We start from the raw sequence: 25,156 nt of genomic DNA, 5'->3' as shown, positions 1-25,156 counted from the left end.
TGTGCTGCCCTCGCCGCGAGCTGGCGGACCACCGCCATGAACGGGGAATGGGAGCAGAACCCGGATGGTCGAAAGCGACGCACGGGCCTTGGACGACATGGCGGGGTCGGCAGAGGGCACCATGATGGCCAACCTGCGGCCATCATCCGGCAGTAGCGGCTACGCCTTCACCGCCCGTACGGCGCGGCGCAGCAGGTAGCCGAGCAGAATCGACGCCAGGATCAGACCGAGCAGCGAGGCCAGCCAGAAGCCGGCGGCGCCCATTGCCTGTCGGGCATGAAAGGCGAGCCACCAGCCACCGAACAGGCCGACGCCCCAGAAGCAGACGACGTGTACCAGCATCGGCACGAACGTAATCTTGTAGCCGCGCAGGGCGTGCGCGGCAATCGTCTGTATGGCGTCGAAGACCTGGTACAGGGCGACGTAGCCGATCAGCGCCAGGGCCACCGCCTGTACCGCCGGATCGTCGGTGTAGGCGGCGGTCAGCGGCTTCGCGATCAGCCACAGCAAGAGGCCGAGCAGCGTCGACAGCACACCGGCAAGCAGCAGTCCGGCGCTGATCGACAGTTCGGCCCGCCGCCAGTCGCGTGCGCCGGCGGCATGTCCGACCTGGGCCAGCGTGGCGATGGCCAGCGCCAGGGGCAGCATGTAGCAGATCGCGGCGAGGTTGGCGACGATGCGGTGACCGGCGACGACCGTTGCGCCGAGTTGGGCGATGAACAAGGCCATCAGCGTGAATGAGGAAATCTCGACGAAGCTCGAAAAACCCATCGGCAGGCCGAGACGCAGCAGTTCCGTCAACGGGCGGCGGCGTGGCAACTGCCAGTCGGCGAGCAGTTGGTAAGGCTGCAGCGCCTTGGCGAACAGCAGGTAGCCGGCAGCAGCGAGCATCGAGAACCAGCCGACGACGGCGTTCGAGACGCCGCAGCCAAGGACTCCGAGCGCTTCGCCGCCCCAACGCCCGGTGACCAGCAACCATGCCAGCAGTGCGTGCAGCAGGGTGCTGACGACACTGATGACCAGCAGTGGGCGGGGTTTTCCGAGAGCGTTGCAGAAGGCGTGGAAAGTTCGGTAGAGGAGTACCCCGGGCAGTCCCACGGCGAGCAGGCTAAGGTAGGCGCGGGCTTTCTCTTCGACGCCCGCGTCGATCCTCGAGAGCGCGAACAGCGGCTCGGGGTGGAGCAGGATCTGTACGCCGGGGATGGCCAGCAGCAGCGCCAGCCAGAAGGCCTGCTGCAGCGTGCCGGCGATCTCCTGCTCGCGGCGGGCGCCGCGCAGGTGGGCAACGCTTGGCGCGACGGCCTGCAGGATACCGGCGAAGGCAAAGAGCACCGAGATGTAGATGCCGCCGCCAACGGCCACTGCCGCCAGATCTTCGGTCCCGTAGTGGCCGAGAAGGGCGGTGTCGATGATCATCATGCCCATCGACGTCAGCTGCGCGATCAGCATTGGCGTCGCGTGCGCGACAATCAGGCGGGACTGCTGGGCGAGCATCGGTGGCGGAAGCGAAGAGGGCCGCCAAGGCTACCCGATTTTTCCCGCGCGTGGGTCGGCGGCGGCCACCATGCGGGTTCGTCGCGGCCGTTTTCCCTAACGCTCAGGACATGTCGAGAGAATCCTGATGATGGATGTCATCACCCTCCCCCTTTTCCCAGACCCGTCTCGCGCAGGGAGAAAAGGGCGCTTCGTGAGTCGCTTGCGCGACTTTCACATTAAGGATTGCGGACGGGCAGTTGAAAGATGACCGCAGTTGTACTAGGGTTTCCACTTTTGGCCACCACGGAGAGCAAGGAAATGGTCGCAGCGAGCCAGGGTACCGCTTACGAAGCCATCGAAATCGCCAGCCGCGACGAGATCTCGGCGTTGCAGGTCGAACGCCTGCGTTGGTCGCTGCACCAGGCCTACGACCATGTCGACCACTATCGGCGCAAGTTCGACGAGCACGGCGTCCACCCGGATGACTTGAAGACTCTCGCCGACCTGAGCAGCTTCCCGTTCACCATCAAGGACGATCTGCGCGAGAACTACCCCTTCAAGATGTTTGCCGTGCCACGCGAGAAGGTGCTGCGGGTGCACGCTTCCTCGGGGACGACCGGCCAGCCGACGGTCGTCGGCTACACGCAGAACGATATCGACATGTGGGCGACGCTGATGGCGCGCTCGATTTATGCCGCTGGCGGGCGGCCCGGCGACATGGTGCATGTCGGCTACGGTTACGGACTGTTTACCGGTGGCCTCGGCGCCCATTACGGCGCCGAGCGTCTGGGCTGCACGGTGATCCCGATGTCTGGCGGGCAAACGGAAAAACAGGTGCAGCTGATCGCCGATTTTCAGCCCGACATCATCATGGTGACGCCGTCGTACATGCTCAATCTGGCCGACGAGTTCGGCAGACAAGGCGTCGCCGCCGATTCGACGCGCTTGCGCATCGGGCTCTTCGGTGCCGAGCCGTGGAGCGAGTTGATGCGCCGCGAGATCGAGACCACTTTCGGCATCGACGCGATCGACCTCTATGGACTGTCGGAAGTGATCGGCCCCGGCGTCGCCAGCGAATGCGCCGAAAGCAAGGACGGGCCGGTGATCTGGGAGGATCACTTCTATCCAGAAATCATCGACCCGAGCAGCGGCGAAGTGCTTCCCGACGGCAGTCACGGCGAGCTGGTGTTTACTTCGCTGAGCAAGGAAGCCTTGCCGATCATCCGTTACCGGACGCGCGACCTGACTCGTTTGTTGCCGCCGACGGCGCGCTCGATGCGCCGGATCGACAAGATCACCGGCCGCTCGGACGACATGTTGATCATTCGCGGGGTCAACGTTTTCCCGTCGCAGATCGAGGAATTGATCCTCAAGCAGCCGATGCTGTCGCCGCATTACCTGATCGAAGTCTGGCGTGATGGTCACCTCGACGCCGTCGACGTCAATGTCGAGATCAAGCGGGAGTACCGCTACCGGCTGGCGGTGGACAAGGAACACGTGGCGAACACCCTGCAGCACCACATCAAATCCTTCATCGGCATCACTGCGCAGGTACGCATCATCGACATCGGTGGCATCGAACGCTCGCTTGGCAAGGCGCGTCGGGTGATCGACAAACGACCGCCTGAGTGAACGCGCGAGTGAACGCCTTGGCGAGGCTTTGCCCAGCAGCCGGAAGATAAGCATCGAGCGGCGCCGCGAAGGGCTGGGATGATCTCAGCGCTGAAGCATGACGACGCCGGCCCAGTAGTGGCAAGGCGTTGCGGTGGGCAGGCAAAAAAAACCTTCGCACAAGAGGGCTAGACAGCCGGGCGGACTTCTGGCAGGATAGGTGGAGCGTAATCAATCTGCGCTTCAGTCGGAGGTTTTGCGATGCTTGCAACGAGTGCGGGGGAATGGGTGCACTGTGGTCGCGTGTTCAGCGCGACGGAGATTGCCGAGCTCTGCGCGACGGTCGCGTGGCTGCCGGGATTGGCACGCAAGGAGTTGGCGGCGACGGTCTGCGAGCACCTGGGCTGGACCACCCTGACGGGGACGGCGAAGATCAGCGCCTGCCTGGACTTCCTGGAGCGTTTGCAGGCGGCCGGATTGCTGGTACTGCCTGCGTTGAGGCCCTCGCCGCCGCGCCGTTGCGCGCCGCCCTCGGCATCCGTCGCCCCCGTTGCCGAGCCGGCGGTGCACTGCGCCCTGTCGGCGCTCGCGCCGGTGTCCCTGGAAGTGGTTCGCGACGCGACCCGGGTGGCGCAGTGGGATGCGCTGGTGGCGCGTTGGCACCCGCTGGGTTTCCAGGGGGCCTTCGGCTACCGGCTGCGCTACTTTATCACGGCGGGCGACCGGCGGCTGGGCTGCGTCCTGCTGTCCGGTGCTGCCCGCGCGGTGGCCGTGCGCGATCAGTGGATCGGCTGGACGGCCCAGGCCCGCCGCGAGAACCTGGCGCGGGTGGTGAACAACAGCCGCTTCCTGATCTTTCCGCACGTCCGGGTGCCGCATCTGGCCAGTCATGTGCTCGGGCAACTCGCGCGCCGCACACGCGCGGACTGGCTCGAACACTGGGGCTTCGAGCCCCTGCTGCTGGAGACCTTCGTCGATCCGCGTCACTATGCCGGCACCTGCTACCGTGCCGCCGGTTGGCAGTTGCTTGGGGCAAGCAGCGGGCGCGGGCTGGCCCGCCCTGGCCAGTCCTATCACAGCACGCCCCGCCAGGTGTGGGTCAAAGCGCTGACCTCGGATGCTTGCGCCTCGTTGTGTGCCGCGCCGGGGAGCCCGCGGTCATGAGCAAACCTTGCCGTCGCCCGACACGCGTGGCCATCAAGAAGCTGCGCTCAGAGAAGAAACGGCAGGAGAAGGTACTGAACGCGAAGCTGCGCGCAACGGGACAAGTCCCCCACTCAGCCGCTCCATTGCCCAACAGAAGCTCGGCCTTCGCGACCGTCGACGAGGAACAAAAGGCCCGCGAGGACGCCGTGAGCAAACAGATGCGCCTCCTGCGCAAAGAGCTGCCCGCCTTGCTCGCTCAACTGGAACAAATTCCCGACCCGAGAGATCCCAAAAAGCGCCGGCACAAGCTGACCGTGCTTCTGCTCTACGGCTTGCTGATGTTCGTCTTTCAGTTCTCCTCCCGGCGCGAGACCAACCGCGAAATATCCCGTCCCCAGTTCATGGCCAACCTCCACCTGCTGTTCCCGGAGATCGATACCCTGCCACACGCCGACACCCTGTTTCGGCTGTTGCGCGACATTGACCTTGAACAGCTCGAACAGGCCCACGTCGATCTGGTGAGGCGGCTGATTCGCGGCAAGAACTTTCGCCGCTATCTGATCGACCACTGCTATCCGATCGCCATCGACGGCTCACAGAAGCTCGCTGGCGACACCCTCTGGACGGAGGAACTCCTGCAACGTACCGTCGGCAAGGACGAAACCCGTCACACCCAGTACTTCGTCTACGTCCTCGAGGCCAGCTTTGCCTTCCACAACGGCCTGGTCATCCCACTGCTCAGCGAGTTCCTCGAACACGCGCTGGGCGAACCCGAAGCGCAAAAGCAGGACTGCGAGCTGCGCGGCTTTGTGCGCTTGAGCGACCGGCTCAAGACGCTGTTCCCCCGCCTGCCGATCCTGCTCCTGCTCGACGGCCTCTACGCCAACGGGCCGGTGATGCGGCGCTGCTTGCGCGCCCACTGGCAGTTCATGATCGTGCTCAAGGACAAGGATTTGTCCACGGTCTGGCAGGAGTTCCGCGCGCTCCACGCCCTGAAGCCACAAGTTGGACGAAGCCGCTACGCGGAGGAAACGGCGGCGCTGTAGTCGTGTTGAAGTCAAGATGTCACCTCGCCCCTCATCCGAGGGATGTTCATGATGAATGCGAGGTTACCGCAAGATGGAAGACATATCCGCTGTCGCAACGACGAATTTTGACACGAACTACGAGCTCCACCAGAAGCACCTGACGCTCAAGGGCTTGCAGCCGAAGACGATCGAGGCGTATTCGCGCGCCGTGCGCCGGGTGGGAGACTACTTCGCTCATCAGATCGACGATCTGAGCGAGTCCGACCTGTTGGATTACTTCGCCGACCTGCGTGAGACGCACTCCTGGAGTTCGCTCAAGCTCGATCTGTACGGGCTCAAGTTCTACTACGAGCACGTGCTGAAGAAACCCTGGGTGGCGCCCGGTCTGATCAAACCGCCGCGCTCGCAGCGCCTGCCGGACATCGTCACGGTCGAGGAGACCGAGCGGATTTTTTTGGCCACGCAGGTGCTCAGTTACCGGGTCTTCTTCTTCACCCTCTACAGTCTCGGCCTGCGCCTGGGCGAAGGCTTGCGGCTGACGGTCGCCGACATCGACGGCGCGCGCGGGCGTGTGCATATCCGCGATGCCAAGGGCAACAAGGATCGCCTGGTGCCGCTGCCGACGGCCACCTACCAACTCCTGCGCCGTTTCTGGCAGCGCCACCGTCATCCCGTCCTGCTGTTTCCCAATCGCCGCGGCGGCTCGGCGGGAGCACGCACGGCCAGGACGCCGCTCGACCGCGGCGGCGTTCAGAAAGCACTGAAAGCGGTGGTCGAATCCTGCGGGCTAAAAAAAACATTTCGCCACACAGTTTGCGCCACGCTTATGCCACGCACCTGGTCGAGGCCGGCGTCGAGCTCACCGAGGTGCAGCGCATTCTCGGCCATCACTCGATTCTCACGACCGTTCGCTACACCCATCTGACGGATCAAACCAGGCATCACGCCATCGAGCGCATCAACGCGCTGATGGACGGCTATCGCGTGGGCAAGGGGACGCCGCGATGATCCGCTTCGGCTCTGTCATCGCCCAGTTCGAAGCGGACTTCATGACGCAATTTCGCCACCGGCTGAGCTTCGAGCAGCTTCGGGCGCTCTCGGCGATGCGCGATTGCCGCAGCCCGGCCAGCCCGATGATGCAGGTCCAGTGCGAAGGCTGCGATCACCAAAAACTCGTTCCGCATTCCTGCGGCCATCGCCTTTGCCCGCACTGCCAGCACCACGAGAGCCAGCAATGGCTGGAACGTCAGATGCAGCGCCTCGTCCCGGCCGACTACTTTTTGCTGACCTTCACGCTGCCGGCTGAATTGCGTGGGCTCGCTGCAGCGCACGCCGACGTCGTCTTCGATTTGTTGATGCGCTGTGCCTGGGAAACGGTGCACCGCTTTAGCCAGAACGACCGGCAGTTACAAGGCACGCCGGGGGCGATCGCGGTCCTGCACACGCACTCGCGCCGGCTCGACTTCCACCCGCATGTCCATCTCGTCGTCCCTGCGGCGGCGCTCGATGCAGCGAAGCAGCGCTGGCGACGCAAGCGGCGCGGCAAGAACGGCGTCTATCTGTTCAACGAGAAGGCGATGGCCAAGGTGTTCCGGGCAAAAATGCTGGCGGCGATCGAGGCGGCCGGCATTTGCTTGCCGGCGTGCTATCCGCGGGAATGGGTGGCGCACTGCCAATCGGTGGGCAGCGGCGAGAAGGCGCTGATCTACCTCGGTCGCTACCTCTACCGCGGTGTCATCCGTGAACAGGACATCCTTGCCTGCGAGAATGGCCGGGTGAGCTTCCGCTATCGCAACGCGAAAACCGGCAAGTCGGAAAAGCGCTCGCTCACCGGTGCTGATTTCCTCTGGCTGATTCTCCAGCACGTGCTGCCCAAAGGCTTTCGCCGCGCGCGCAATTTCGGCTTCCTGCACGCCAATTGCAAGCGCCTGATCGGCTTGCTGCATCTCTTGCTGAAGTTCGATCCCAGCCGCTTCACGCCACCGCGCAAGGAGCGGCCAGCGATGCTTTGCTCGTGCTGTGGCGCCGTGATGGTGATCGTCAGGACGCGGATTCGATCGACGTCGTCCGGTGTCGTTGCTGTGCCACCGGTCGTTGCGGTCGCCATCTGATCATGTAATCCGCCTTCACAGCGCTATCTGGCCGCGTTCGGGACTTCAGTTTCCCCAAGCTGATTGATGCGGTCGCCCGGAGTTCGGTGGCCGGGACGCCAAAACGGCCGGATTCGCAAGATCTTCGTTGCCTGTCCAGCAGCGCGCCGGGACTTCTCGCTCCCGGCCCTCCGGCGTTTATGCCTGCGTGGTAAATCCAAAAAAGATATTTGCAGAAGGGGCGCTCAGCCCTCCGGCCCGGGCTCGTCCAACAAACGGATCAGATCGTGGCTGCGCACGATCTATCCTTATTCGTTGTGCAGCGCGGTTGGGGAAGACGCCGACAACACTTCAGCTGGGTCAACGACATCGACTACGCCTTCGCTGCCAACGGGCGTCAGCGTCTCAAGCTGAATCTGGTGGTCTGTGAGGAAAGCTGGGAGAAGATCGATGAACAGGCCAGGACCGTCACCGAAACATCGCGCCACGCCTGGCTCTCCAGCCAACCGCTCAGCCAAGACAATGTCCATGAGCGCTGCAACCTCGGGGCCCGCCACCGCTGGGGCATCGAAGCGGGCTTCCTCGTCGAAAAACATCAGGGCTACCACTACGAGCATGCCTTTGCCCTCGACTGGAATGCCATGAAAGGCTATCACCTCCTCATGCGCCTGGCGCATGTGTTCAATACCCTGGCACGCTTCACCCGACAGCTACGCGATCTCTATCAGCAACTCGGCGTGCGCGGTGCCATCGCCTTCATTCGAAGCTCCTGCGCCGCCCCCTGGCTCGACCCAGCACGAATCCGCGCGCTCCTCGCCGCTCCATTCCTGCTTCAACTTGAGTGACCTCACACAGGCGTACCCGAAACATCCTCTCGAGCGCGGCGTACGCCGCGTTCGGAAAGGCTCGCCTGGCGATCGTACCGCCGTCCAAAAAATTCTTTCGGCATCCTCCTGGCTGACTCCACCACCCGTCCTTTGCCGCTAGCCAACCGCAATTTGACCGCCTCGACCGCAAAAGCGGGCGTTACCGGCAAATGAGCCTGATTCGGCTGGGTCATGCGTCAGGGCTGGGATGATCTTCCGAAAATGGACAGCGGCGCCGTAAATCGGCCATAATCTCGGGATATTTTTGCGGCGTTCCTGATGAAGTTTCTCTTCGACCTTTTCCCGGTCATCCTTTTTTTCGTTGCTTACAAGCTTGCGGACCTTTATGTCGCGACCGGAGTGGCGATCGCCGCCACTTTTGCGCAGATCGCCTGGCTGTTGTTCAGGGGCCGCAAGATCGACACCATGCTCTGGGTCAGCCTGGTGGTGATCACCGTCTTCGGAGGAATGACCCTGCTTCTGCACGATGAAGCTTTCATCAAGTGGAAGCCGACCATCCTCTACTGGGCGTTTGCCGCGACCTTGCTCGGCGGCGTGCTTTTTCGGCGCAAGAACCTGATTCGCATCCTGATGGCCGGGCAGATGGATCTCCCCGATGCTGCATGGGACAAGCTCAACTGGGCCTGGATGGGATTCTTCGTGTTCATGGGAATCATCAATCTGCTGGTTGCTTTCAATTTCTCGACCGACGACTGGGTCAACTTCAAGCTGTTTGGTGCCACTGGCCTGACGCTGGTCTTCGTGCTCGCGCAGGGTTTGCTGCTGTCGAAACATATCGAGGAGAAATAATGATGCTTTACGCCATCGTCGGTGAAGATCGCCCGGACTCGCTCGCCGACCGTCTCGCTGCCCGGCCGGCGCACCTCGACCGTCTCAAGGCGCTGGAGGCAGAAGGCCGCCTCCTCCTGGCCGGTCCCTTTCCAGCGATCGATTCCCCGGATCCCGGGCCGGCTGGCTTCTCGGGCAGCCTGATCGTTGCCGAGTTTTCCTCGCTCGCAGCAGCGCGCAGCTGGGCCGATGCCGACCCCTACGTGGCCAGCGGCGTCTACCAGGCGGTCAGCGTCAAGCCGTTCAAGAAAGCGCTACCGGCGTGAGCGATCAGTACGCAGCCGCTGCGGCTGCCAAGCGGGAAGCAGTCATCCAGGAGCGATTGGCGGTGCTGGTTCCGCAGCGTTGCGAACTGATCGACGACTCGGCTCGACACGCCGGTCACGAAGGTGCCCGTGGCGGCGGCGCCCACTATCGCTTGTTGATTGTTTCGCCGGCTTTTCTCGGTCACAGCCGTGTCGCCAGGCACCGCATGGTTCATGACGCCCTTGGCGATCTGATGCGCAGTGCGATTCACGCCCTGAGCATCAGGGCGATGACTCCCGCGGAAGCGGCCTTGACGTCGGCGATCGATTCCTGATCGCACTTGTTTCACCCCCTCCAAAAAATTCAAAACTCACACCCACAGAAGGAAACAGACATGCACAACCTCTCCAAGCTGGCTAGCGCACTGCTGCTCGGCGCAATGATTTCCTTGCCGGCGGTGGCGGCCAAGAGCGGCACCCTGGTGACCGTAAACGGCGTCGCCATTTCCGACAGCGTCGGCAACGCCTTCCTGGCCGAACAGGAAGCCCAGGGCACCGCCGCGACGCCCGAGCTGAAGAACGCCATCAAGGAAGAACTGATCCGCCGCGAATTGCTGGCTCAGGAAGCCAAGAAAATGGGCCTCGACAAGCAAGCCGATGTCGCTGCCCAGGCCGATCTGGCACGGCAGGCCATTTTTATCCGCGCCTTCATCCAGGACTACATCAAGAAACACCCGATCAGCGACGCGCAGGTCCAGGCCGCGTATGACCGCGTCAAAACCCAGATGGGCGGTACCGAATACAAGGTGCGCCATATTCTGGTCGAGCAGGAAGCGGATGCCAAGCTGATCATCGTCAACCTCAAGAAGGGTGACAAATTCGAAGACCTGGCCAAGCAGTCCAAGGATCCCGGGTCACGCGAGAAAGGCGGCGACCTCGGCTGGAGCAGCCCGGCCAGCTACGTCAAGCCTTTCGGCGAGGCGGTTACCGGCCTGGACAAGGGCAAGTTTACCGAGACGCCGGTGAAAACCGATTTTGGCTATCACGTGATCCTGGTCGAGGACAGCCGTCCGCTGACCCCGCCGCCCTTCGAGCAGATCAAGCAGCAATTGACGCAGCGCCTGCAGCAGGAACAGATCCAGAAACTGGTCATCGATCTGCGCGCCAAGGCGAAGATTCAGTAAGTCGCCTTTGTCGTATGGCGTAGGCAATGCGAAAAAGGCGCCGGCTTTGCCGGCGCCTTTTTCAATGGTGGCGGCCATCTGAAAGCGATGGCGGATTGGGCCGCGCTAGGCAACCCAGCGCCGCGCGTTGCGGAACATGCGCAGCCAAGGTGAATCGTGCCAGCCGCGCGCGTCCCAGTCGGCGGGGCGCCAGGACATCTGGACGCTGCGGAAAACGCGTTCGGGGTGCGGCATCATGATCGTGAAACGGCCGTCCGCGGTGGTGAGGCCGGTGATGCCGGCCGGTGAGCCGTTCGGGTTGTCCGGATAGCGCTCGCTCGGCTGCCCTGTCGGGTCGACGTAACGCATTGCCACCAGCGCGTGCGTCTGCTGCTCTGCCGAGGCGAAAAGCGCGCGTCCCTCGCCGTGCGAGACGACCACCGGCAGCCGGCTGCCGCCCATGCCGGCAAAGAAGACGGATGGCGACGCGGGCACTTCGACCAGCGAAAAACGCGCTTCGAACTGCTCGACACGGTTGCGCTCGAAGGCCGGCCAGGCGTCGGCGCCGGGGATCATTTCCTTGAGCGCACTCATCATCTGACAGCCGTTGCAGACGCCGAGGGCGAAGCTGTCCGGACGAGCGAAGAAAGTCGCGAAGCTGTCGCGCGCACGCGCGTTGAAAAGAATCGTTTTTGCCCAGCCCTGGCCGGCGCCGAGGACGTCACCATAGGAAAAACCACCGCAGGCGACGGCGCCCTTGAAATCGGCGAGGGTGACGCGGCCGGAGAGGACGTCGCTCATGTGTACGTCGATGGCGGCAAAGCCGGCGCGATCGAAAGCCGCGGCCATTTCGACGTGGCCGTTGACGCCCTGTTCGCGCAGGATCGCCACGCGTGGGCGCGCGCCGCTGTTGATCATTGGCGCTGCAATATCGTCGGCGGGGTCGAAGCTCAAGCTCACCGAAAGGCCGCTGTCAGTGGTATCGAGAATCCGGTTGTAAGCCTGCTGCGCGCATTCCGGGTTGTCGCGCAACTGCTGCATGCGGAAACTGGTCTCCGACCAGGCGCGTTGCAGTTCGGCGCGAGGTTCGGCGAGCACCGCTTTGGCATTGCGGATGATGCGCACCTGGCCCCAGGGGTTGGGCGAACCGATGAACTGGCTGCAGGCGCCGAGCCCGGCGGCACGCAGGATTGCCATCACCGGGCTGCGTTCGGCGCGGCGAATCTGTACCACGGCGCCCAATTCCTCGTTGAACAGGGCGCCCATCAGCCGCTCGAAGGAACGGCCGCCGAGCAGATCGGGGCGTTTCTCGTTGCCATCGACGTCATTCATCAGCGGGTCGTAGCAGAGACTGTCGGTGTCGATCGAAACGCCGCAGTGCGCGGCAAAAGCCATTTCGCAGACGGTGGCGAAGAGGCCTCCGTCGGAGCGGTCGTGGTAGGCGAGCAGCAAGTTTTCGGTAGCCAGCTTGCGGATGGCGCCGAAGAAAGCCACCAGGCGGGCCGGATCGTCGACGTCCGGCGTTTCGCTGCCGGTGGCGTTGAACACCTGCGCCAGCGCCGAACCGCCGAGGCGATTGCGACCAGCACCGAGGTCGATCAGCAGCAGGTCGGTTTCGCCGACGTCGAGCACCAGTTGCGGGGTCAGCGTCCGGCGCGCGTCCTGCACGCGTGCGAAACCGGTGACGATCAGCGACAAGGGCGAGACGACCTGCTTCCGCTCGCCGTGTTCTCCGTCGCCTCCTTCCTGCCACGCCGTACGCATCGACAGCGAATCCTTGCCGACCGGGATGGCGACGCCGATCTGCTGGCAGAGGTCGGAGACCGCGCGCACGGTGTCGAACAGGCGCGCGTCTTCGCCGGGGAAACCGGCGGCGGCCATCCAGTTGGCCGACAGCTTGACGTCGCCGAGCGCGGCGATGTCGGCGGCGGCGATGTTGGTGATCGCTTCGCCGACGGCCATGCGCCCGGAAGCGGGAGCATCGAGCACTGCCAGCGGCGTGCGTTCGCCGATCGCGAAAGCTTCGCCGAGAAAGCCTTGAAATGCCATCAGCGTCACCGCCACGTCGGCGCAGGGCACCTGCCACGGTCCGACCATCTGGTCGCGCGCGGTCAGGCCGCCGACGCTGCGGTCGCCGATGCTGATCAGGAAAGTCTTGTCGGCCACCGCCGGCAGGCGCAGCACGCGAGCGGCCGCTTCCCTGAGATCCACTGCGGTGGCGTCGAAAGGCACGCCCAGCGGCGGCAGGTGCGTGGCCGTGCGCGTCATCCGTGGCGGCTTGCCGAGCAGCGCCGCCATGTCCATGTCGACCGGCTGGTTGCCGAAGTGGCTGTCGGCGACGACCAGGCGCTTCTCGCGGGTGGTTTTTCCGACGACCGCGAAGGGGCAGCGCTCGCGCTCGCAGAGCGCCGTGAATTCGGCCAGGCGATCGGGCGCGATGGCCATCACGTAACGTTCCTGCGCTTCGTTGCACCAGATTTCGGCCGGCGACATTCCCGGTTCCTCGATGTTCACCGCGCGCAGCTCGAAGCGCGCGCCGCAGCCGGCGCCGTGCGCCAGTTCGGGCAGGCGTTGGAAATGCCGCCGGCGCCGACGTCATGCACCGAGAGAATCGGATTGCCATCGCCGGCCGCCGAACCGTCGCCAGCGGGGGCGCCCATCTGCCAGCAGCGGTCGATGACTTCCTGCGCGCGGCGCTGGATTTCCGGGTTGCCGCGCTGCACCGAAGCGAAGTCGAGGTCGGCGCTGTTGCTGCCGGTGGTCATCGAGCTGGCCGCTCCGCCGCCGAGGCCGATCAGCATGCCGGGGCCGCCGATCTGGATCAGCAGGTGCCGGCGGGCAGGGTTTCGGACTTGAACGACTGGCTGGCGGCGATGTTGCCGACGCCGCCGGCGAGCATGATCGGCTTGTGGTAGCCGCGCAGCAGGCGCCCTTCGGGACTGTCGGCGCTGCCCCGTGAACTGCTCGTAGGTGCGGAAATAGCCGGCCAGATTCGGGCGGCCGAACTCGTTGTTGAAGGCGGCGGCGCCGATCGGCCCTTCGAGCATGATCGCCAGCGGCGAAGCGATGCGCGCCGGGCGGCCATAGGCGGCGGATTCGGCTTCCCAGGGCTGCAAGGCACCGGGATGTTGAGGTTGGAGACCGAGAAACCGCACAGGCCGGCTTTCGGTTTCGAGCCGCGGCCGGTGGCGCCTTCGTCGCGAATCTCGCCGCCGGAGCCGGTCGCCGCCCCGGAAAAGGCGAAATCGCCGTCGGGTGGTTGTGCGTCTCGACCTTGGCCAGGATGTGCGTCAGTTCCTCGTGCCAGACGTAGCGCCATCGGCCCCGGGGTGGAACAGCGGCACGCGGCGCCTTCGATGACCGAGGAATTGTCCGAGTAGGCAACGACGGTTCCCGCCGGGTGCGCCTGGTGCGTCTCGCGAATCATCCCGAACAGCGTCTCGCTGCGCGCCTGCCCGTCGATCACCCACGAAGCGTTGAAGATCTTGTGCCGGCAGTGCTCCGAATTGGCCTGCGCGAACATCATCAGCTCGACGTCCGTCGGATTGCGCTGCGCTTTCAGGAACAGTTCGACGAGGTAATCGACTTCGTCGTCCGACAGCGCCAGCCCAGGCGCGTGTTCGCTTCGGCCAGCGCGGCATGCCGCCGGCCAGCAGATCGACGCTGGTCAGCGCTTGCGGCGGAAAGTGGCGGAACAGTTCCGCGGTCTGCGCAAAGTCATCGAGCACCGTTTCCAGCATGCGGTCGTGGAGCAGGGCGGCGATCGTCGCGCGCTCGGCTGCCGACAAGCGACGCTTGCCGGCGTCGAGCCGGAAGGCAACACCGCGTTCGATGCGCTCGACGGCGAGCAGGCCGCTATTCGCGGCGATGTCGGTGGCTTTCGACGACCACGGCGAGATGGTGCCGACACGCGGCGTGACCAGGAAGAGTTCACCTCCGCCAGTCGGCCGGGGTCGGCTGTTCGCTCTGCTCTGCCAGCAGCACTGCCAGTTGCCGGCGCTCGCCTGTCGCTCAGCGCGCTGCGCAGGGCGACGAAGTGCCAGTAGTCGGCAGCGGCGAATGCGTATCCCGGGGACGCCGGAACGGCGGCAGCGACGCGCTGCTGCAGACCCTGCAGAGCGGAAAGACGAAAACGCGGCGGCACCGCGAAGAAACAGGATATCGGCCATGGCGGGCGGGCTGCAGAGAAGGGCAGGCAAAGCTGCGTGCGGAAAGGACGCCAGGAAAGATCGGCGAGGAGCCGCGATTATAGCCGACCGCGGGCGGGCTCCGGCGGTCGTGGGCTTGCGGGCGGCGCTGCGGAGGTCTTGCGATGCCTGGCCGATCAGATCAGGACGAGGCGAAGGGGAAGCGCTAAGCCCGGCCGTGTGGAGCTTTCGGTCGTGGAAGTCCCGCGGCGATGTCCGAGCCAGGAAGATTCGTCGCCGGCCTCGGCTGGTAGCCACGTATGCTGCTTTGCCGCCTCCTCCTTGAAGAACTCGACGCGCTTTCTGCTCCGGGCCAGGGTAACTTTCACACCTTCCTCACGAAACGCCCATTCGGGGAAACAGGGGCCCGTCGTCCGAGGGGCCGCCCACCAGCAAACCCATGCCGACCGGGTCGATGCAAGGATCGGAACTTCCCTGACGAGTCGGGATGCTTCCATGAGGCGTCGGGATGCTTCCCGGATGCCTGCGGCCGCCTCCCTGCTCATCCAGTGGCCGATTCGGCAGGAGAGATTGCCGGCACGGATCAAGCTGTGCGCATTTTCAGCGGGCCCGGTGGCCGCTGCGCGCACGCGCGACCACACCACCCCCCACGTCATTGCGAGGAGGCGCAGCCGACGCGGCAATCCAGTTCCATCCTCTCACCGTTTCCCAGCGCATTGACATCGTGACCACGCGAAAAGCCAAACCTCTGGATTGCCGCGTCGGCTGCGCCTCCTCGCAATGACGGCGGGTGGGAGAGGCTTGTCGAAAGTCTCACCAAGAACGCAACACGACGCTAGTCCAAAGCGTCGAGCAGCCTGCGCACCCCTCGCCCGCCCTTGTTGAGTACGTGCGTGTAGATCATCGTCGTCGCTACGTCGGCATGCCCGAGGAGTTTCTGTACCGTGCGCATGTCGTAGCCGCTTTCAAGCAGTAAGCTCGAAGGAAACAGGGGACGCACCACGGTTTTCCGGAGCCAGGATCGCATTCACGACGTCCAAAACTCAGTTCTACAGACCTCCCGGAATTGCGACTCAGACGCCCCGCTAACCGCGTGATTCAAAAGCCTTATCGTCGTTTTTTGGACCTTCGTCACGCCGGGAACGGAAAACGTTTATTGGACAACGATGCTTATATCCTATTGTAAATACGCAATAACAAGTGCAATAAGCATAAATCTCATGCTAGAATCGCGTCAGGCAGCGGGGACCTGGGGGTGAGGGGTGACGCAGAGCGAGTTATTGGAACCAGCGGTTAAGCAGGAAGGCCGTTTCGACTTGGGCAGAGGCTATTGTCTGCACCTTCCGCGTGGCCCTCGCAGCCAGGGTGACCTTTATCATCATGGCAGTCTGAGCAAACGGGTGAATCTTGCCGACAAGGCCGAGCGGCGCCTCCTGGTGGTTGAGTTATTACAGAGGAAGCTGAACCAGACGCGCTTGGCCGAGGTGCTCAATCTCAGTCGCCAGACGCTGCACAACTATCGCGAGTGCTATCGGCTCTTTGGGGTGACCGGCCTGCTGCATGGCTATAGTCCGAGCCACAGCGTGAGCGAAGAACGGCAAGGTCGGCTGCATGTTGACAAACGCCGCCCCGGCTCCAAGGCCCGCGAACTCGAAGCTTTGCGGCGTGCCGAGAAGAGGCTGACCGCGGAAGTAACACAAGAGGAACTCGCGTGGGATGGCGAAGCCGCGGCGCGGTGTGCGCTGGAGGAAGCGCCCCTCGAAGAGGTCGTGCGTGTCGATCAGCCGAGCCGCCAGACAGTCGCGGAGCAGGCCTCACCGGAACAGGTTCCCGCCGCAGTGATCGAGCTTCCCTATGCGGAACACCATGACTGGGAAGCCAGCCGCTATGCCGGCATTTTCCCTGTCTTGCTGGTCCTGATGAGCCAAGGGCAGTGGATGCAACGACTCTCCCAGCTGTTCGGCAACGGTTGGCGCATCTTCCAGGTGTTCGTGCTGATGGCGGTGCGTAACATCCGCTCCATTGAGCAGCTCAAACATGAGCGGCGCGAGGAGGCGGGACGGCTCCTGGGCTTGGGGCGGCTACCCGCTCTCGACACGCTGTGGTCCTGGTTCCATGACGTCGCCGGCAAGTCGCGGGCCGAGGCGCTGTTGAAGGCGTTTTTTGCCGATCAGATCCGCTGCGGCCTGGTCGCCACCCGGCTGTGGTTTACGGACGGTCATCTCTTGCCTTATACCGGACAGGACAAGGTGCATGCGGCCTGGAATACACAGCGGCGGATGCCGATGCCCGGACAGACCAATCTGGTCACTTGTGACGAACAGGGGCGCATCGTCTATTTCGACATTCAGGAGGGCAAGGGAGACCTGCGCGCTCAGATTCTGAAGCTTGGCGAGTATGCGCGACAACAGTCCCTGGGAACCCCGCCGGTACAGGTCTTCGACCGTGAGGGCGATGGGCTGGGCTTTTTCAGCGAACTCGTGCGCCGCCGCACCCCCTTCATCACTTGGGAGAAGAACGCCAATCCTGCGCGGCTCAGGGCCTTGCCGGCCGCAGACTTCACGCACAGCGTGTCGATGAACGGCACGGATTATCGCCTGCTCGAAGAGACCAAGGCGTGCCTCTACCCACCTAAAACCGATCCCGATCCCGATCCCGATCCCGATCCCGACACCGGCATGGCCGAGCTGGCGCATACGTTCGACCTGCGTCGGGTGGTGTTGTGGAATTTGCGTACCAATCACCGCATCAGCGTGCTCTGCTGGGACGCTGACCTTCAGTGGTCGCCGCAAGAGGTGCTGACCGCGATGCTCAGTCGCTGGGGCGCCTCGGAGAACACTTTCAAACACCTCAAGGGGCGTCATCCCTATCATTACCATCCGGGTTTCGGCTTGGCCGAGAGCGACAAACAGGACATCGCCAATCCCCAGATCAAAGGGCTTGCGCAGCAGATTGCGAGCACCCAGGGCCATCTCGCCAAGCTTTACAAGCAACAGGCCAAGACTCAACCCAGCTTCAATCGGGACGGAAGTGAGCGCCACAACAGTCGGCATCGGCGGCTTGCTGCGGCCATCGCCGTGAGCGAAACGCAACTCAAACAACTCCAGGCTGACAAGGCTCGCTTGCCCGAGCGCGTCAATGTCACGGGGCTGTCCGATTACCGCTCCTTCAACGCCATCGATAACGAGGGCAAGAATCTCTTCGACTTCGTCACGAGTTCCGTATGGAACGTGCGCCGCCAGCTTCTCGATTGGCTTGACGACAGCTATGCCAAGGATAGCGATCGGGTGGACCTGCTCTATGCGATTTTCAACTGCCATGGCTGGGTACGCAGTGACGAACACTGGGTGGTCGTTCGCCTGGAGCCGCTACAGCAACCCGCACGCCGTTATGCCCAAGAACAGCTGTGCCGTAAGCTCACTGGTCTCGGCGCCAGGATCCCCGGCGGAAAATGGCTGCGCATCGAGGTCGGCCAGTCTCCGCTATGAGACGGCCTTCGCCGACCTACTGTCCAAAATTAGACCACGTTCCCCGGGGATTCCGGGAGGTCTGGTTCTAAAGCATGTCCCTGCGCTTGCTGGTGAGTCCGGTGGTGTTTGCTTATGTGGATGATTTGTTGCTGTTGCTGAGGCGGGTTGCCGGAAGGCTGCATCGGGCGAATCACGGGGTGGGGGTCAAGGAATCCTGAATGAAGCGTTGCCAACCGGCAAACCGCTCCGACTCGCCTCGCTAGTCCAATGCGTCGAGCGGGCTGCGCACCCCTCGCCCGCCCTTGTTGAGTACGTGCGTGTAGATCATCGTCGTCGCTACGTCGGCATGCCCCAGGAGTTCCTGCACCGTACGAATGTCGTAGCCGCTTTCGAGCAGTGAGGTCGCAAACGAATGTCCCCTATGCCGAGCTCGGCATAGGCGCCACGCTTTCGCCACCCACCTGCTCGAAGCCGGCGTTGATATCCACACCATCCAGCGTCTGCTGGGACACGGCCACGTCAGCACGACGATGCGCTACTTCCATCTGGCGCGCACGCGGCTAACCGGTACCACTTCTCCGCTCGAACTGCTCACGCCCAGCTGACCGGCGCCGGTGAAAGCGGCCGGCCTGGCCGGGGTGTTGGCCACCTTCGGCCAGGCTTACCTCGCCAGTAAGCCTTTGGCGCGCGGGGCAGCCCGCGTCTGGCGTGCGATCCTTGCCTGTCGCACGGCGATCCTCGGCGGTCACGTCGAAACCTGTGACCACTGCGGCACGACCCGGCACGTCTATCACTCGTGCAGGAACCGGCACTGCCCGCAATGCCAGACCCGGGCGAAGTAAGCCTGGGTCGCCGCAAGGCGGCGTGAAGTGCTGCCCGTGCCTTACTTTCACCTGGTGTTCACGCTGCCGCACGACCTCAATGGCCTGATTGCCGCCGCACCACGGCCGCCCTATGAGACGCTGTTCTCCGCGGTGTCGGCAACGCTTACCGAGTTCGCCGCCAACCCGCGACATCTGGGCGGCGTGTCGGCGTTCTCGCTTGTGCTGCACACGTGGAAGCAGGATCTCGGCCGACATGTCCATCTGCATGCGCTGGTAGCCGGCGGGGCGCTGACAGCCAGTGGCGAATGGATCTCGCCGAAGAAAGGTTTCCTATTTCCGGTGCGCGCGCTGTCGCGCGTCTTTCGCGGCAAGTTCGTCGCCGGACTCGAGGCCTTGCGAAGCGCCGAGCGCTTGCCCGGGCTGGTCGCCACGCCGGCCGATTGGCAACGTCTGAGACAACGACTGTACGTTCACGACTGGGTGGTCTATGCCAAGCAGCCGCTCGGCGGCCCGGAAGCGGTTCTCGATTACCTCGACCGCTATACGTACCGGGTGGCTATTTCCAACGAGCGGATCGTCGGTATGGAGGGCAACGACGTGCTTTTCCGGGTCCGCGCCGATTCTGCTAGCGGCAAGAAGCGAACGCTACGCGTGCCGGGCACCGAGTTCATCGACCGCTTTCTGCAACATGTTCTGCCGGCTGGTTTCAAGCGTATCCGGCACTACGGCTTGCTGTCGCCCGCGCGCAAAAAAGTTGCGTTGGCTGCGGCACGTGTCGCGCTCGCTGTACCACCACCGCAGGCGGCGGTGATCGAGTCGGTGGCCGAGTTCATGCAACGCGTGGCGCACATTGAGCACACGCGCTGCCCGCACTGCAGGATTGGGCAGTTTCGTGTCGTCGCGACCCTCTTGCCACAACGTAATCTCCCGAATCCGCGCGGACCGCCGTGATGATCGACGTCGGTTTCTCTCTTCCGGAGCCATCGGGTGGCGCTACCATCCGCAGCGTCGTTCGCCTTGTTGCCGGCCGATCGGTGCCAGGAGTCCCGGGTTTACCGGCTGCGCTTCGGCTTGTCGATCTTCCGCCAGCGTTGCCGGCTATCGTTGGGCAGCTCGCCGCCCGGCAGCCTCATGCCAAACAATTGACTTCGGGCCGTCCGGCCTTACAATCCCCATAACAACCGCCAGCGCGGCGGTTCAGTCCAACAAGGTTTATCTGCCGCGAGCCGCCAGCGGTCGAGCCGGGCGCTTCTGCAGCGGCAGATAAACGCTATTCGTTAGGCTGCTGCGGGCCACCGAGAATGGGTGCAAATGATATGAACAAACAGAAAACGATTAAAGTATTTATGATTCACCAATGGGTGATGCCGGATTTGCAAGAGAGAATCATGAAGTGCCTGCAAAGCTATCCCTGCTATACATTTGTTGATCTATCTATCCCTAAGTCTAATCCGATTCCGCCGGACGATGAGGAATTTATCCAAGACATTGTCTGCGGGAGGATGATGGAATCTGATGTTGTAATTGTTCTGCCTGATACTAAAGAAGGTGTTGAAGATTTTGACGGGGGGGAAGATTACTTGAGTGACCTCTCCGATACTTTCAGACAAAATCGCGGGTTACGTCAGGACAGTGTTTATACTGTTGAGATAAGAACTTTGATGTTTGACGCTTGTGACACAAAGCCGGTCTTAGTATTAGGGTGGACGCAAGACAGCGCTGAGCACCTGGCAAATAAACTTCGGACTCCAAGAGTCGGGGGCCGCAGATATAACCCAGATAGATTTTATGCAATGGGCCTAAGTGAAGCTAAAGGAGTTCACGCCATAGCCAAAAGAATAATCGCGATACTGGGCTATTAGCCATGTAGGGCCACACAGGATGCTTTGTCGAAGCAAGGCTTCTATCTGCGTCCGCAGCCTAACAACGGCATGCACCCGACCCGCAACAGCGCGGCTCTCAAGCTCAATCTTGTGAGCGGGCGGGTGATGCCGGGCGTTGGGCCTCGTGAGGAAGTATGCTTAAACCTAGTAATCGATTTACGATTGAACTGAAGCGCTTGGCGTTTGAGCACTTCGATTCTTGCACGAATTGTGGCCACAAATTTGTGGAAGCCGAGCATTATTGCTCTGGATATTTGGCAAACGATGAGCCCGCGTACCTATGCGATGACTGTTCGGGGGAACTGACAGAGCTAGCTGCCAGAATATATTTCATTCCTCAGCCTTATGAAATACCAACCGCCAACGCAAAACTTTGGCGTTATATGGATTTCACAAAATATGTGAGCCTACTTTCCTCTCGTGGCCTCTACTTCACGCGCACTGACTGCTTTGAAGACATATTCGAAGGTGCGAAGGGACTCAAGAAGAACAAGGCGAAATGGGATTCGCACTACTTGGAGTTCTTCCGCTCAGCAATCAAAAACCCTCCTGAGGGATACAGGTGCGAGTTATCCGACAGCGAAGTGGACGAGCAAGCTCAAAAGCTTCTGAGTGATCTGGAAACGGGCGGCGAAGCTCATAAGAGAAGAACCTTTGTCAGTTGCTGGCATGAAGGCGAACACGAATCTGAGGCGATGTGGCGCCTCTACTCTAGCTTCCTTGCCAACGCTGTAGCTGTCCGAACTTCATATCAGAACCTATACGTGTCCCTTGGTCGAGACCCATCGATAAAAATTGGCCGCATCAAATATATCGACTTGAAAAAGAACTACGCCGGCGTCAATGATGCATTCTGGCGAAAGCGAAAATCCTTCGAGCACGAAAGAGAAGTTAGAGCGTTGCTTCTGGACTTCAAGTGCCAAGACCTCGGAAAGATTGTGCCGTGCGATCTGGAAGTTCTTATCGAAGAAGTCTTTGTGTCTCCCAAGGCACCGCCTTGGTTTGTCCGCTTGGTTAATGACGTAAACGAAAAATACGGCGTGACGGTTAAGGTCAGTCCGTCCGAACTGGTTGAGGAGCCATTCTTTTGAACGCCCATGGCCCAACCAATCATTCGAGCGGACCTGCGCGAAAAGCCGCGCAGGCCGCTCAATTCAAACGTGTGCGCCGGGCATGGCGCGTTACTTCATAGGTGAAAGTCCTATGGCCAGGTTTTCGCAGAGCCGAAGGCAAGGAGAAGGGCAAGGGCGTCGTCGTGAGGGGGGGTGTGGAGGAAGCCCAATCCAAAGCTGCGGGGCGATGAACAAAAATCGGATATGAGGCGTGATGCATCCGGGGCGAGTGGGCACGTGACCGCGAAGCCCTCCATCTGCGGTTGGGGTGCATTTTGTAAATCCGGCGTCTATGCAGCGAAGGTGGCGCGTCTTACCCCGGGAGATCTCCCCGGTGCTTCGGAACACTGAAGCTGGGCATCTGGAAACGGACGCTGAATACCGTGGAGAAGTCAGCCGAGGGCATAGTAGGTCAATGCTCCCAACCTAACGCGCCGTTGTCATAATTTGATCAGCAAAGCACGAAATGGGTTGCGCGCCGGAGCAGCACCCGGCATGATCTGTATCCCATTGATACGGATGTAAAATTTTATATGCCAAGATCGTTATGTCAACGTCGTTGACTCGTTTTCTAAGTTCCTTTTTTCTCAAGCTTTTTTCCTCAAGTCGCGCCTGACAGAAAAAGCGTTCTCACGAACCGGCATCCTCAGTTTCCCCCGCCTGATCGCCTGCATGCTCGGCGGATACACCTCCAAAGTGCAGTCGGAACTAGACGCGTTCTTTGCCAACCTGGCCAACCGCGCCGATCTGCTGCGAGAAGTCTCGGCGCAGGCCTTTGCCAAAGCCAGGATGCAGGTCTCGAGCGCAGCCTTTGAACTCCTCAACGATCATTTCCTGGCCTTGGTCGATGCGCAGTTCGGTTTTCCCCTCTGGTACGGCCTGCGCGTCGTCGCCGGTGATGCCACAGTCCTGCGCTTGACCCTCTTCGGGAAGACCCGTGACGGCAAGCGATTCGTCCGCCACATAGTCGACGCCATTGGCTTCGCGCTCTATCTGCCCGGTATCGAAATGACCCTGGCTGCCAAGCTCTATTCCCCCAACACCGGCGAGCGTCAGATGCTCTTCGAACACCTCGGCAAGCTCCGTCCCAATGACATCCTGGTACTCGACCGAGGTTACCCGGCCTACTGGCTCTTCGCCGTCTTGTTGCAGCGAGAACGCCATTTCTGCATGCGGGCCGATAGCCTCAATTTCAGCGCTATCCAAGCATTCCGCCGATCGGGCTTGGCCGAGCAGGTTGTGATGCTGCCAGCCCCCTGCAAACAGGACGCGCTCGACTACGAAATCGCCGCCACGCCGAGCGAAGTTCGCCTCATTCGCCAGGTGTTCGGCCACAAGGTGCGCGTCCTCGTCACCTCGCTCCTCGACATGAACGCCTTCCCCGCCGCCGCGTTCGGGGGCCTCTATCACTCTCGGTGGCGAATCGAGGAGGCGTTCAAACGGATCAAGCACCGTCTGGCACTGGAGCAACTCTCGGGCATGTCCTGGCTGGCCGCACAACAAGACTTCAGCGCTAAAATCCTCTGCGACAACATCAATGCTCTGGCCGTCCACGCCGCCAGTGAATCTCTCGATCCCAACATCTGCGCACGTTACTTCATCAACCGCGGCGACGCCTTCTCTCGTATCAAGCGTACCCTCGGACGCTGGCTCCTCCAGGGTCGGGATGCTCTCGAAAATATCACCTCCGTCTTCGACGAACTCATCAAGAACCTCGTCCGCATAAAACCAGACCGGTCATACCCCAGAAACTTCACTCAAAAGCCCCATCTATCCCACGCTTACAAAAATGGAGTATGACTATGTTCTGGTAAGTTGAGAGCATTGCATAGTAGGTGGGCTGCCCCCACTGAAGGCCCGAACGATGAAAGACAAAGGACCATGACGAAGAGAGACGGGAGCGCATCTGACCACCTGCGTACGCAGGCTGCGGCGACGCCGCAGGATGAACTCGTCGCTGGATTGTCAGGGGCACCTGAGTCGATTCGCAACCCAGCGTTGCTGGCCCAGGTCCTTGACCGGGCCAATCTGCAACGCGCCCTGAAGCAAGTGCGCCAGAACAAAGGCGCGCCAGGCATCGACGGCATGAGCGTTGATGCCCTGCCGGAACACCTCCGACACCACTGGCTGGAAATTCGCGCACAACTGGAAGCGGGCAGCTATCGCCCGCAACCAGTCAGGCGTGTGGAAATCCCGAAGGCTGGCGGAAAGACCCGCCCGCTGGGCATCCCGACGGTGTTGGACCGTTTCATTCAGCAAGCCATCGCGCAAGTTGTCTGTGCGCAATGGGAACCACACTTTCATCCACACAGCTACGGATTCCGCCCGCAGCGCTCGGCCCATCAAGCCGTTCGTGAAGTCCAGGCGAATATCCGGGCAGGCTACGGCTGGGTGGTGGATATGGACCTGCAAGCCTTCTTCGACCGGGTCAATCACGACCGCCTGATGGCGCGGCTGAAAAGTCGCTGTCCGGACGCCGATCTGTTGCGACTGGTCAATCGTTTCCTGAAGGCCGGCGTGAGCGTGGGGGGAAAGCTTGAGCCCACGTCCATGGGCGTCCCGCAAGGCGGGCCGCTCTCGCCCGTGCTGGCCAACGTGGTGCTTGATGAACTGGACTGGGAACTGGCTCGGCGCGGCCACCGCTTTGCCCGCTATGCTGACGATTGCAACATCCTCGTCAAAAGCAAACGTGCCGGCGAGCGGGTGATGGCCAGCGTGACACGCTTTGTCAGCGACACACTGCGACTCACAGTGAATCCGCTGAAGAGCGCGGTTGATCGACCCAAGAACCGCAAGTTCCTGGGTTTCAAGGTTAGCCGCAACGGCGCCAAGCTCAAGGTGGCCGATCAGGCCATCGACAAGCTCAAGGACCGCTTGCGGGAACTGACCCGTCGTACGCGAGGCACCAGCATTGGCGCACTCGTCGCGGAGCTTAGAGAAACCCTGCTTGGTTGGAAAGCGTACTTCGGCATTGCCGAGGTGCTGAGTCCTCTGCGCGAGATCGACAAGTGGGTACGACGCAAGTTGCGCTGCTATCTCTGGAAACAGTGGGGGTCGTCTGGCTATCGGCAACTGCGCCAACGTGGCATTTCGGTCCGCGAAGCGTGGAACACCAGCAAGTCGGCCCATGGCCCGTGGCGGCTGTCCAAAACACCGGCTCTGTCCATGGCGCTACCATTGCGCTTCTTCGAAAATCTGGGACTACCGAGCCTTGCGCCACGGTAGGAATTCAATTCATCGAACCG

The 25,156-nt window shown here is 62.1% G+C and carries 18 protein-coding genes and 6 pseudogenes; 18 read left to right on the top strand and 6 right to left on the bottom strand.

Translation table 11 applies throughout. The features are described 5' to 3' along the window. Nucleotides 1-159 precede the first annotated feature (159 nt). Nucleotides 160-1,494 (bottom strand): MATE family efflux transporter, encoded by a 1,335-nt coding sequence (locus V5B40_RS11575; protein ID WP_332354633.1) that lies wholly within the window; start codon nt 1,492-1,494, stop codon nt 160-162. A 300-nt stretch (nt 1,495-1,794) separates the two neighbouring features. Here V5B40_RS11575 and paaK point away from each other — a divergent pair, with 300 nt between their 5' ends. From paaK to V5B40_RS11520, 11 genes are all read left to right on the top strand, one after another. Beyond that, on the top strand, nt 1,795-3,108 hold the full coding sequence (gene paaK, locus V5B40_RS11570; RefSeq protein ID WP_332354632.1) for a phenylacetate--CoA ligase PaaK: 1,314 nt from the start codon (nt 1,795-1,797) through the stop codon (nt 3,106-3,108). A gap of 240 nt (nt 3,109-3,348) precedes the next feature. Continuing rightward, nucleotides 3,349-4,251 (top strand): DUF4338 domain-containing protein, encoded by a 903-nt coding sequence (locus V5B40_RS11565; RefSeq protein ID WP_332352692.1) that lies wholly within the window; start codon nt 3,349-3,351, stop codon nt 4,249-4,251. Continuing rightward, a complete protein-coding gene (locus tag V5B40_RS11560; protein WP_332354631.1) occupies nt 4,248-5,279 on the top strand; it encodes a transposase family protein in 1,032 nt (343 codons plus the stop codon). The genes V5B40_RS11565 and V5B40_RS11560 overlap by 4 nt, the downstream gene beginning before the upstream one ends. A 73-nt stretch (nt 5,280-5,352) precedes the next feature. Continuing rightward, nucleotides 5,353-6,186 (top strand): tyrosine-type recombinase/integrase, encoded by an 834-nt coding sequence (locus V5B40_RS11555; protein WP_332353823.1) that lies wholly within the window; start codon nt 5,353-5,355, stop codon nt 6,184-6,186. Further along, nucleotides 6,129-6,269, top strand: coding sequence for a hypothetical protein (locus tag V5B40_RS11550; protein ID WP_434735846.1), 141 nt, complete (start codon nt 6,129-6,131; stop codon nt 6,267-6,269). Before V5B40_RS11555 ends, V5B40_RS11550 begins: the two co-directional genes overlap by 58 nt. Further along, nucleotides 6,266-7,372, top strand: a complete 1,107-nt coding sequence (locus V5B40_RS11545; protein ID WP_332353824.1) for an IS91 family transposase — start codon at nt 6,266-6,268, stop codon at nt 7,370-7,372. The genes V5B40_RS11550 and V5B40_RS11545 overlap by 4 nt, the downstream gene beginning before the upstream one ends. Before the next feature lie 266 nt (nt 7,373-7,638). After that, complete coding sequence (locus tag V5B40_RS11540; protein WP_332354630.1) at nt 7,639-8,196, top strand: hypothetical protein; 558 nt, start codon at nt 7,639-7,641, stop codon at nt 8,194-8,196. Between the two features lie 300 nt (nt 8,197-8,496). After that, the gene (locus V5B40_RS11535; RefSeq protein WP_332354629.1) at nt 8,497-9,027 is read left to right on the top strand and encodes a septation protein A; all 531 of its coding nucleotides are present in this window, start codon (nt 8,497-8,499) and stop codon (nt 9,025-9,027) included. A gap of 2 nt (nt 9,028-9,029) precedes the next feature. After that, complete coding sequence (locus tag V5B40_RS11530; RefSeq protein ID WP_332354899.1) at nt 9,030-9,332, top strand: YciI family protein; 303 nt, start codon at nt 9,030-9,032, stop codon at nt 9,330-9,332. Further along, the gene (locus tag V5B40_RS11525) at nt 9,329-9,646 is read left to right on the top strand and encodes a BolA family protein (protein WP_332354628.1); all 318 of its coding nucleotides are present in this window, start codon (nt 9,329-9,331) and stop codon (nt 9,644-9,646) included. Before V5B40_RS11530 ends, V5B40_RS11525 begins: the two co-directional genes overlap by 4 nt. A 60-nt stretch (nt 9,647-9,706) precedes the next feature. Beyond that, nucleotides 9,707-10,495 (top strand): peptidylprolyl isomerase, encoded by a 789-nt coding sequence (locus V5B40_RS11520; protein WP_332354627.1) that lies wholly within the window; start codon nt 9,707-9,709, stop codon nt 10,493-10,495. Nucleotides 10,496-10,600: 105 nt separating this feature from the next. Here V5B40_RS11520 and purL read toward each other — a convergent pair. From purL to V5B40_RS11510, 4 genes and pseudogenes are all read right to left on the bottom strand, one after another. Then, nucleotides 10,601-13,239: pseudogene (gene purL, locus V5B40_RS11515) on the bottom strand (phosphoribosylformylglycinamidine synthase). 56 nt (nt 13,240-13,295) lie between these two features. Next, the gene (locus V5B40_RS25275) at nt 13,296-14,000 is read right to left on the bottom strand and encodes a hypothetical protein (RefSeq protein WP_434735872.1); all 705 of its coding nucleotides are present in this window, start codon (nt 13,998-14,000) and stop codon (nt 13,296-13,298) included. 226 nt (nt 14,001-14,226) lie between these two features. Next, nucleotides 14,227-14,643, bottom strand: a pseudogene (locus V5B40_RS25270) (phosphoribosylformylglycinamidine synthase); the annotation flags it as partial. A gap of 814 nt (nt 14,644-15,457) precedes the next feature. Next, nucleotides 15,458-15,595 (bottom strand): annotated as a pseudogene (locus V5B40_RS11510) (tyrosine-type recombinase/integrase); the annotation flags it as partial. A gap of 427 nt (nt 15,596-16,022) precedes the next feature. Between V5B40_RS11510 and V5B40_RS11505 the strand changes: the two are divergent. Continuing rightward, nucleotides 16,023-18,110, top strand: coding sequence for a helix-turn-helix domain-containing protein (locus tag V5B40_RS11505; RefSeq protein WP_332353771.1), 2,088 nt, complete (start codon nt 16,023-16,025; stop codon nt 18,108-18,110). 241 nt (nt 18,111-18,351) lie between these two features. Here V5B40_RS11505 and V5B40_RS11500 read toward each other — a convergent pair. Beyond that, nucleotides 18,352-18,507, bottom strand: a pseudogene (locus V5B40_RS11500) (tyrosine-type recombinase/integrase); the annotation flags it as partial. A gap of 37 nt (nt 18,508-18,544) precedes the next feature. Here V5B40_RS11500 and V5B40_RS11495 point away from each other — a divergent pair. The 6 genes and pseudogenes from V5B40_RS11495 to ltrA all read left to right on the top strand — a co-directional run. Next, nucleotides 18,545-18,697, top strand: a pseudogene (locus V5B40_RS11495) (tyrosine-type recombinase/integrase); the annotation flags it as partial. Nucleotides 18,698-18,706: 9 nt separating this feature from the next. Next, a pseudogene (locus tag V5B40_RS11485) lies at nt 18,707-19,867 on the top strand (IS91 family transposase). Between the two features lie 365 nt (nt 19,868-20,232). Then, nucleotides 20,233-20,778, top strand: coding sequence for a hypothetical protein (locus tag V5B40_RS11480; RefSeq protein ID WP_332354624.1), 546 nt, complete (start codon nt 20,233-20,235; stop codon nt 20,776-20,778). A gap of 155 nt (nt 20,779-20,933) precedes the next feature. After that, nucleotides 20,934-21,890, top strand: a complete 957-nt coding sequence (locus V5B40_RS11475; protein WP_332354623.1) for a hypothetical protein — start codon at nt 20,934-20,936, stop codon at nt 21,888-21,890. Between the two features lie 552 nt (nt 21,891-22,442). After that, complete coding sequence (locus tag V5B40_RS11470; RefSeq protein WP_332354898.1) at nt 22,443-23,711, top strand: IS4 family transposase; 1,269 nt, start codon at nt 22,443-22,445, stop codon at nt 23,709-23,711. Between the two features lie 81 nt (nt 23,712-23,792). Beyond that, entirely contained in the window at nt 23,793-25,136 is a 1,344-nt protein-coding gene (gene ltrA / locus V5B40_RS11465) for a group II intron reverse transcriptase/maturase (protein ID WP_332354622.1), read from the top strand. Nucleotides 25,137-25,156: the final 20 nt, after the last annotated feature.

The sequence above is a fragment of the Candidatus Accumulibacter meliphilus genome, from assembly GCF_036625345.1.
GTDB lineage: Bacteria > Pseudomonadota > Gammaproteobacteria > Burkholderiales > Rhodocyclaceae > Accumulibacter > Accumulibacter meliphilus.
Note: the sequence above shows the minus strand (reverse complement) of the source record. Positions and strands in the feature narration are given on the sequence as shown.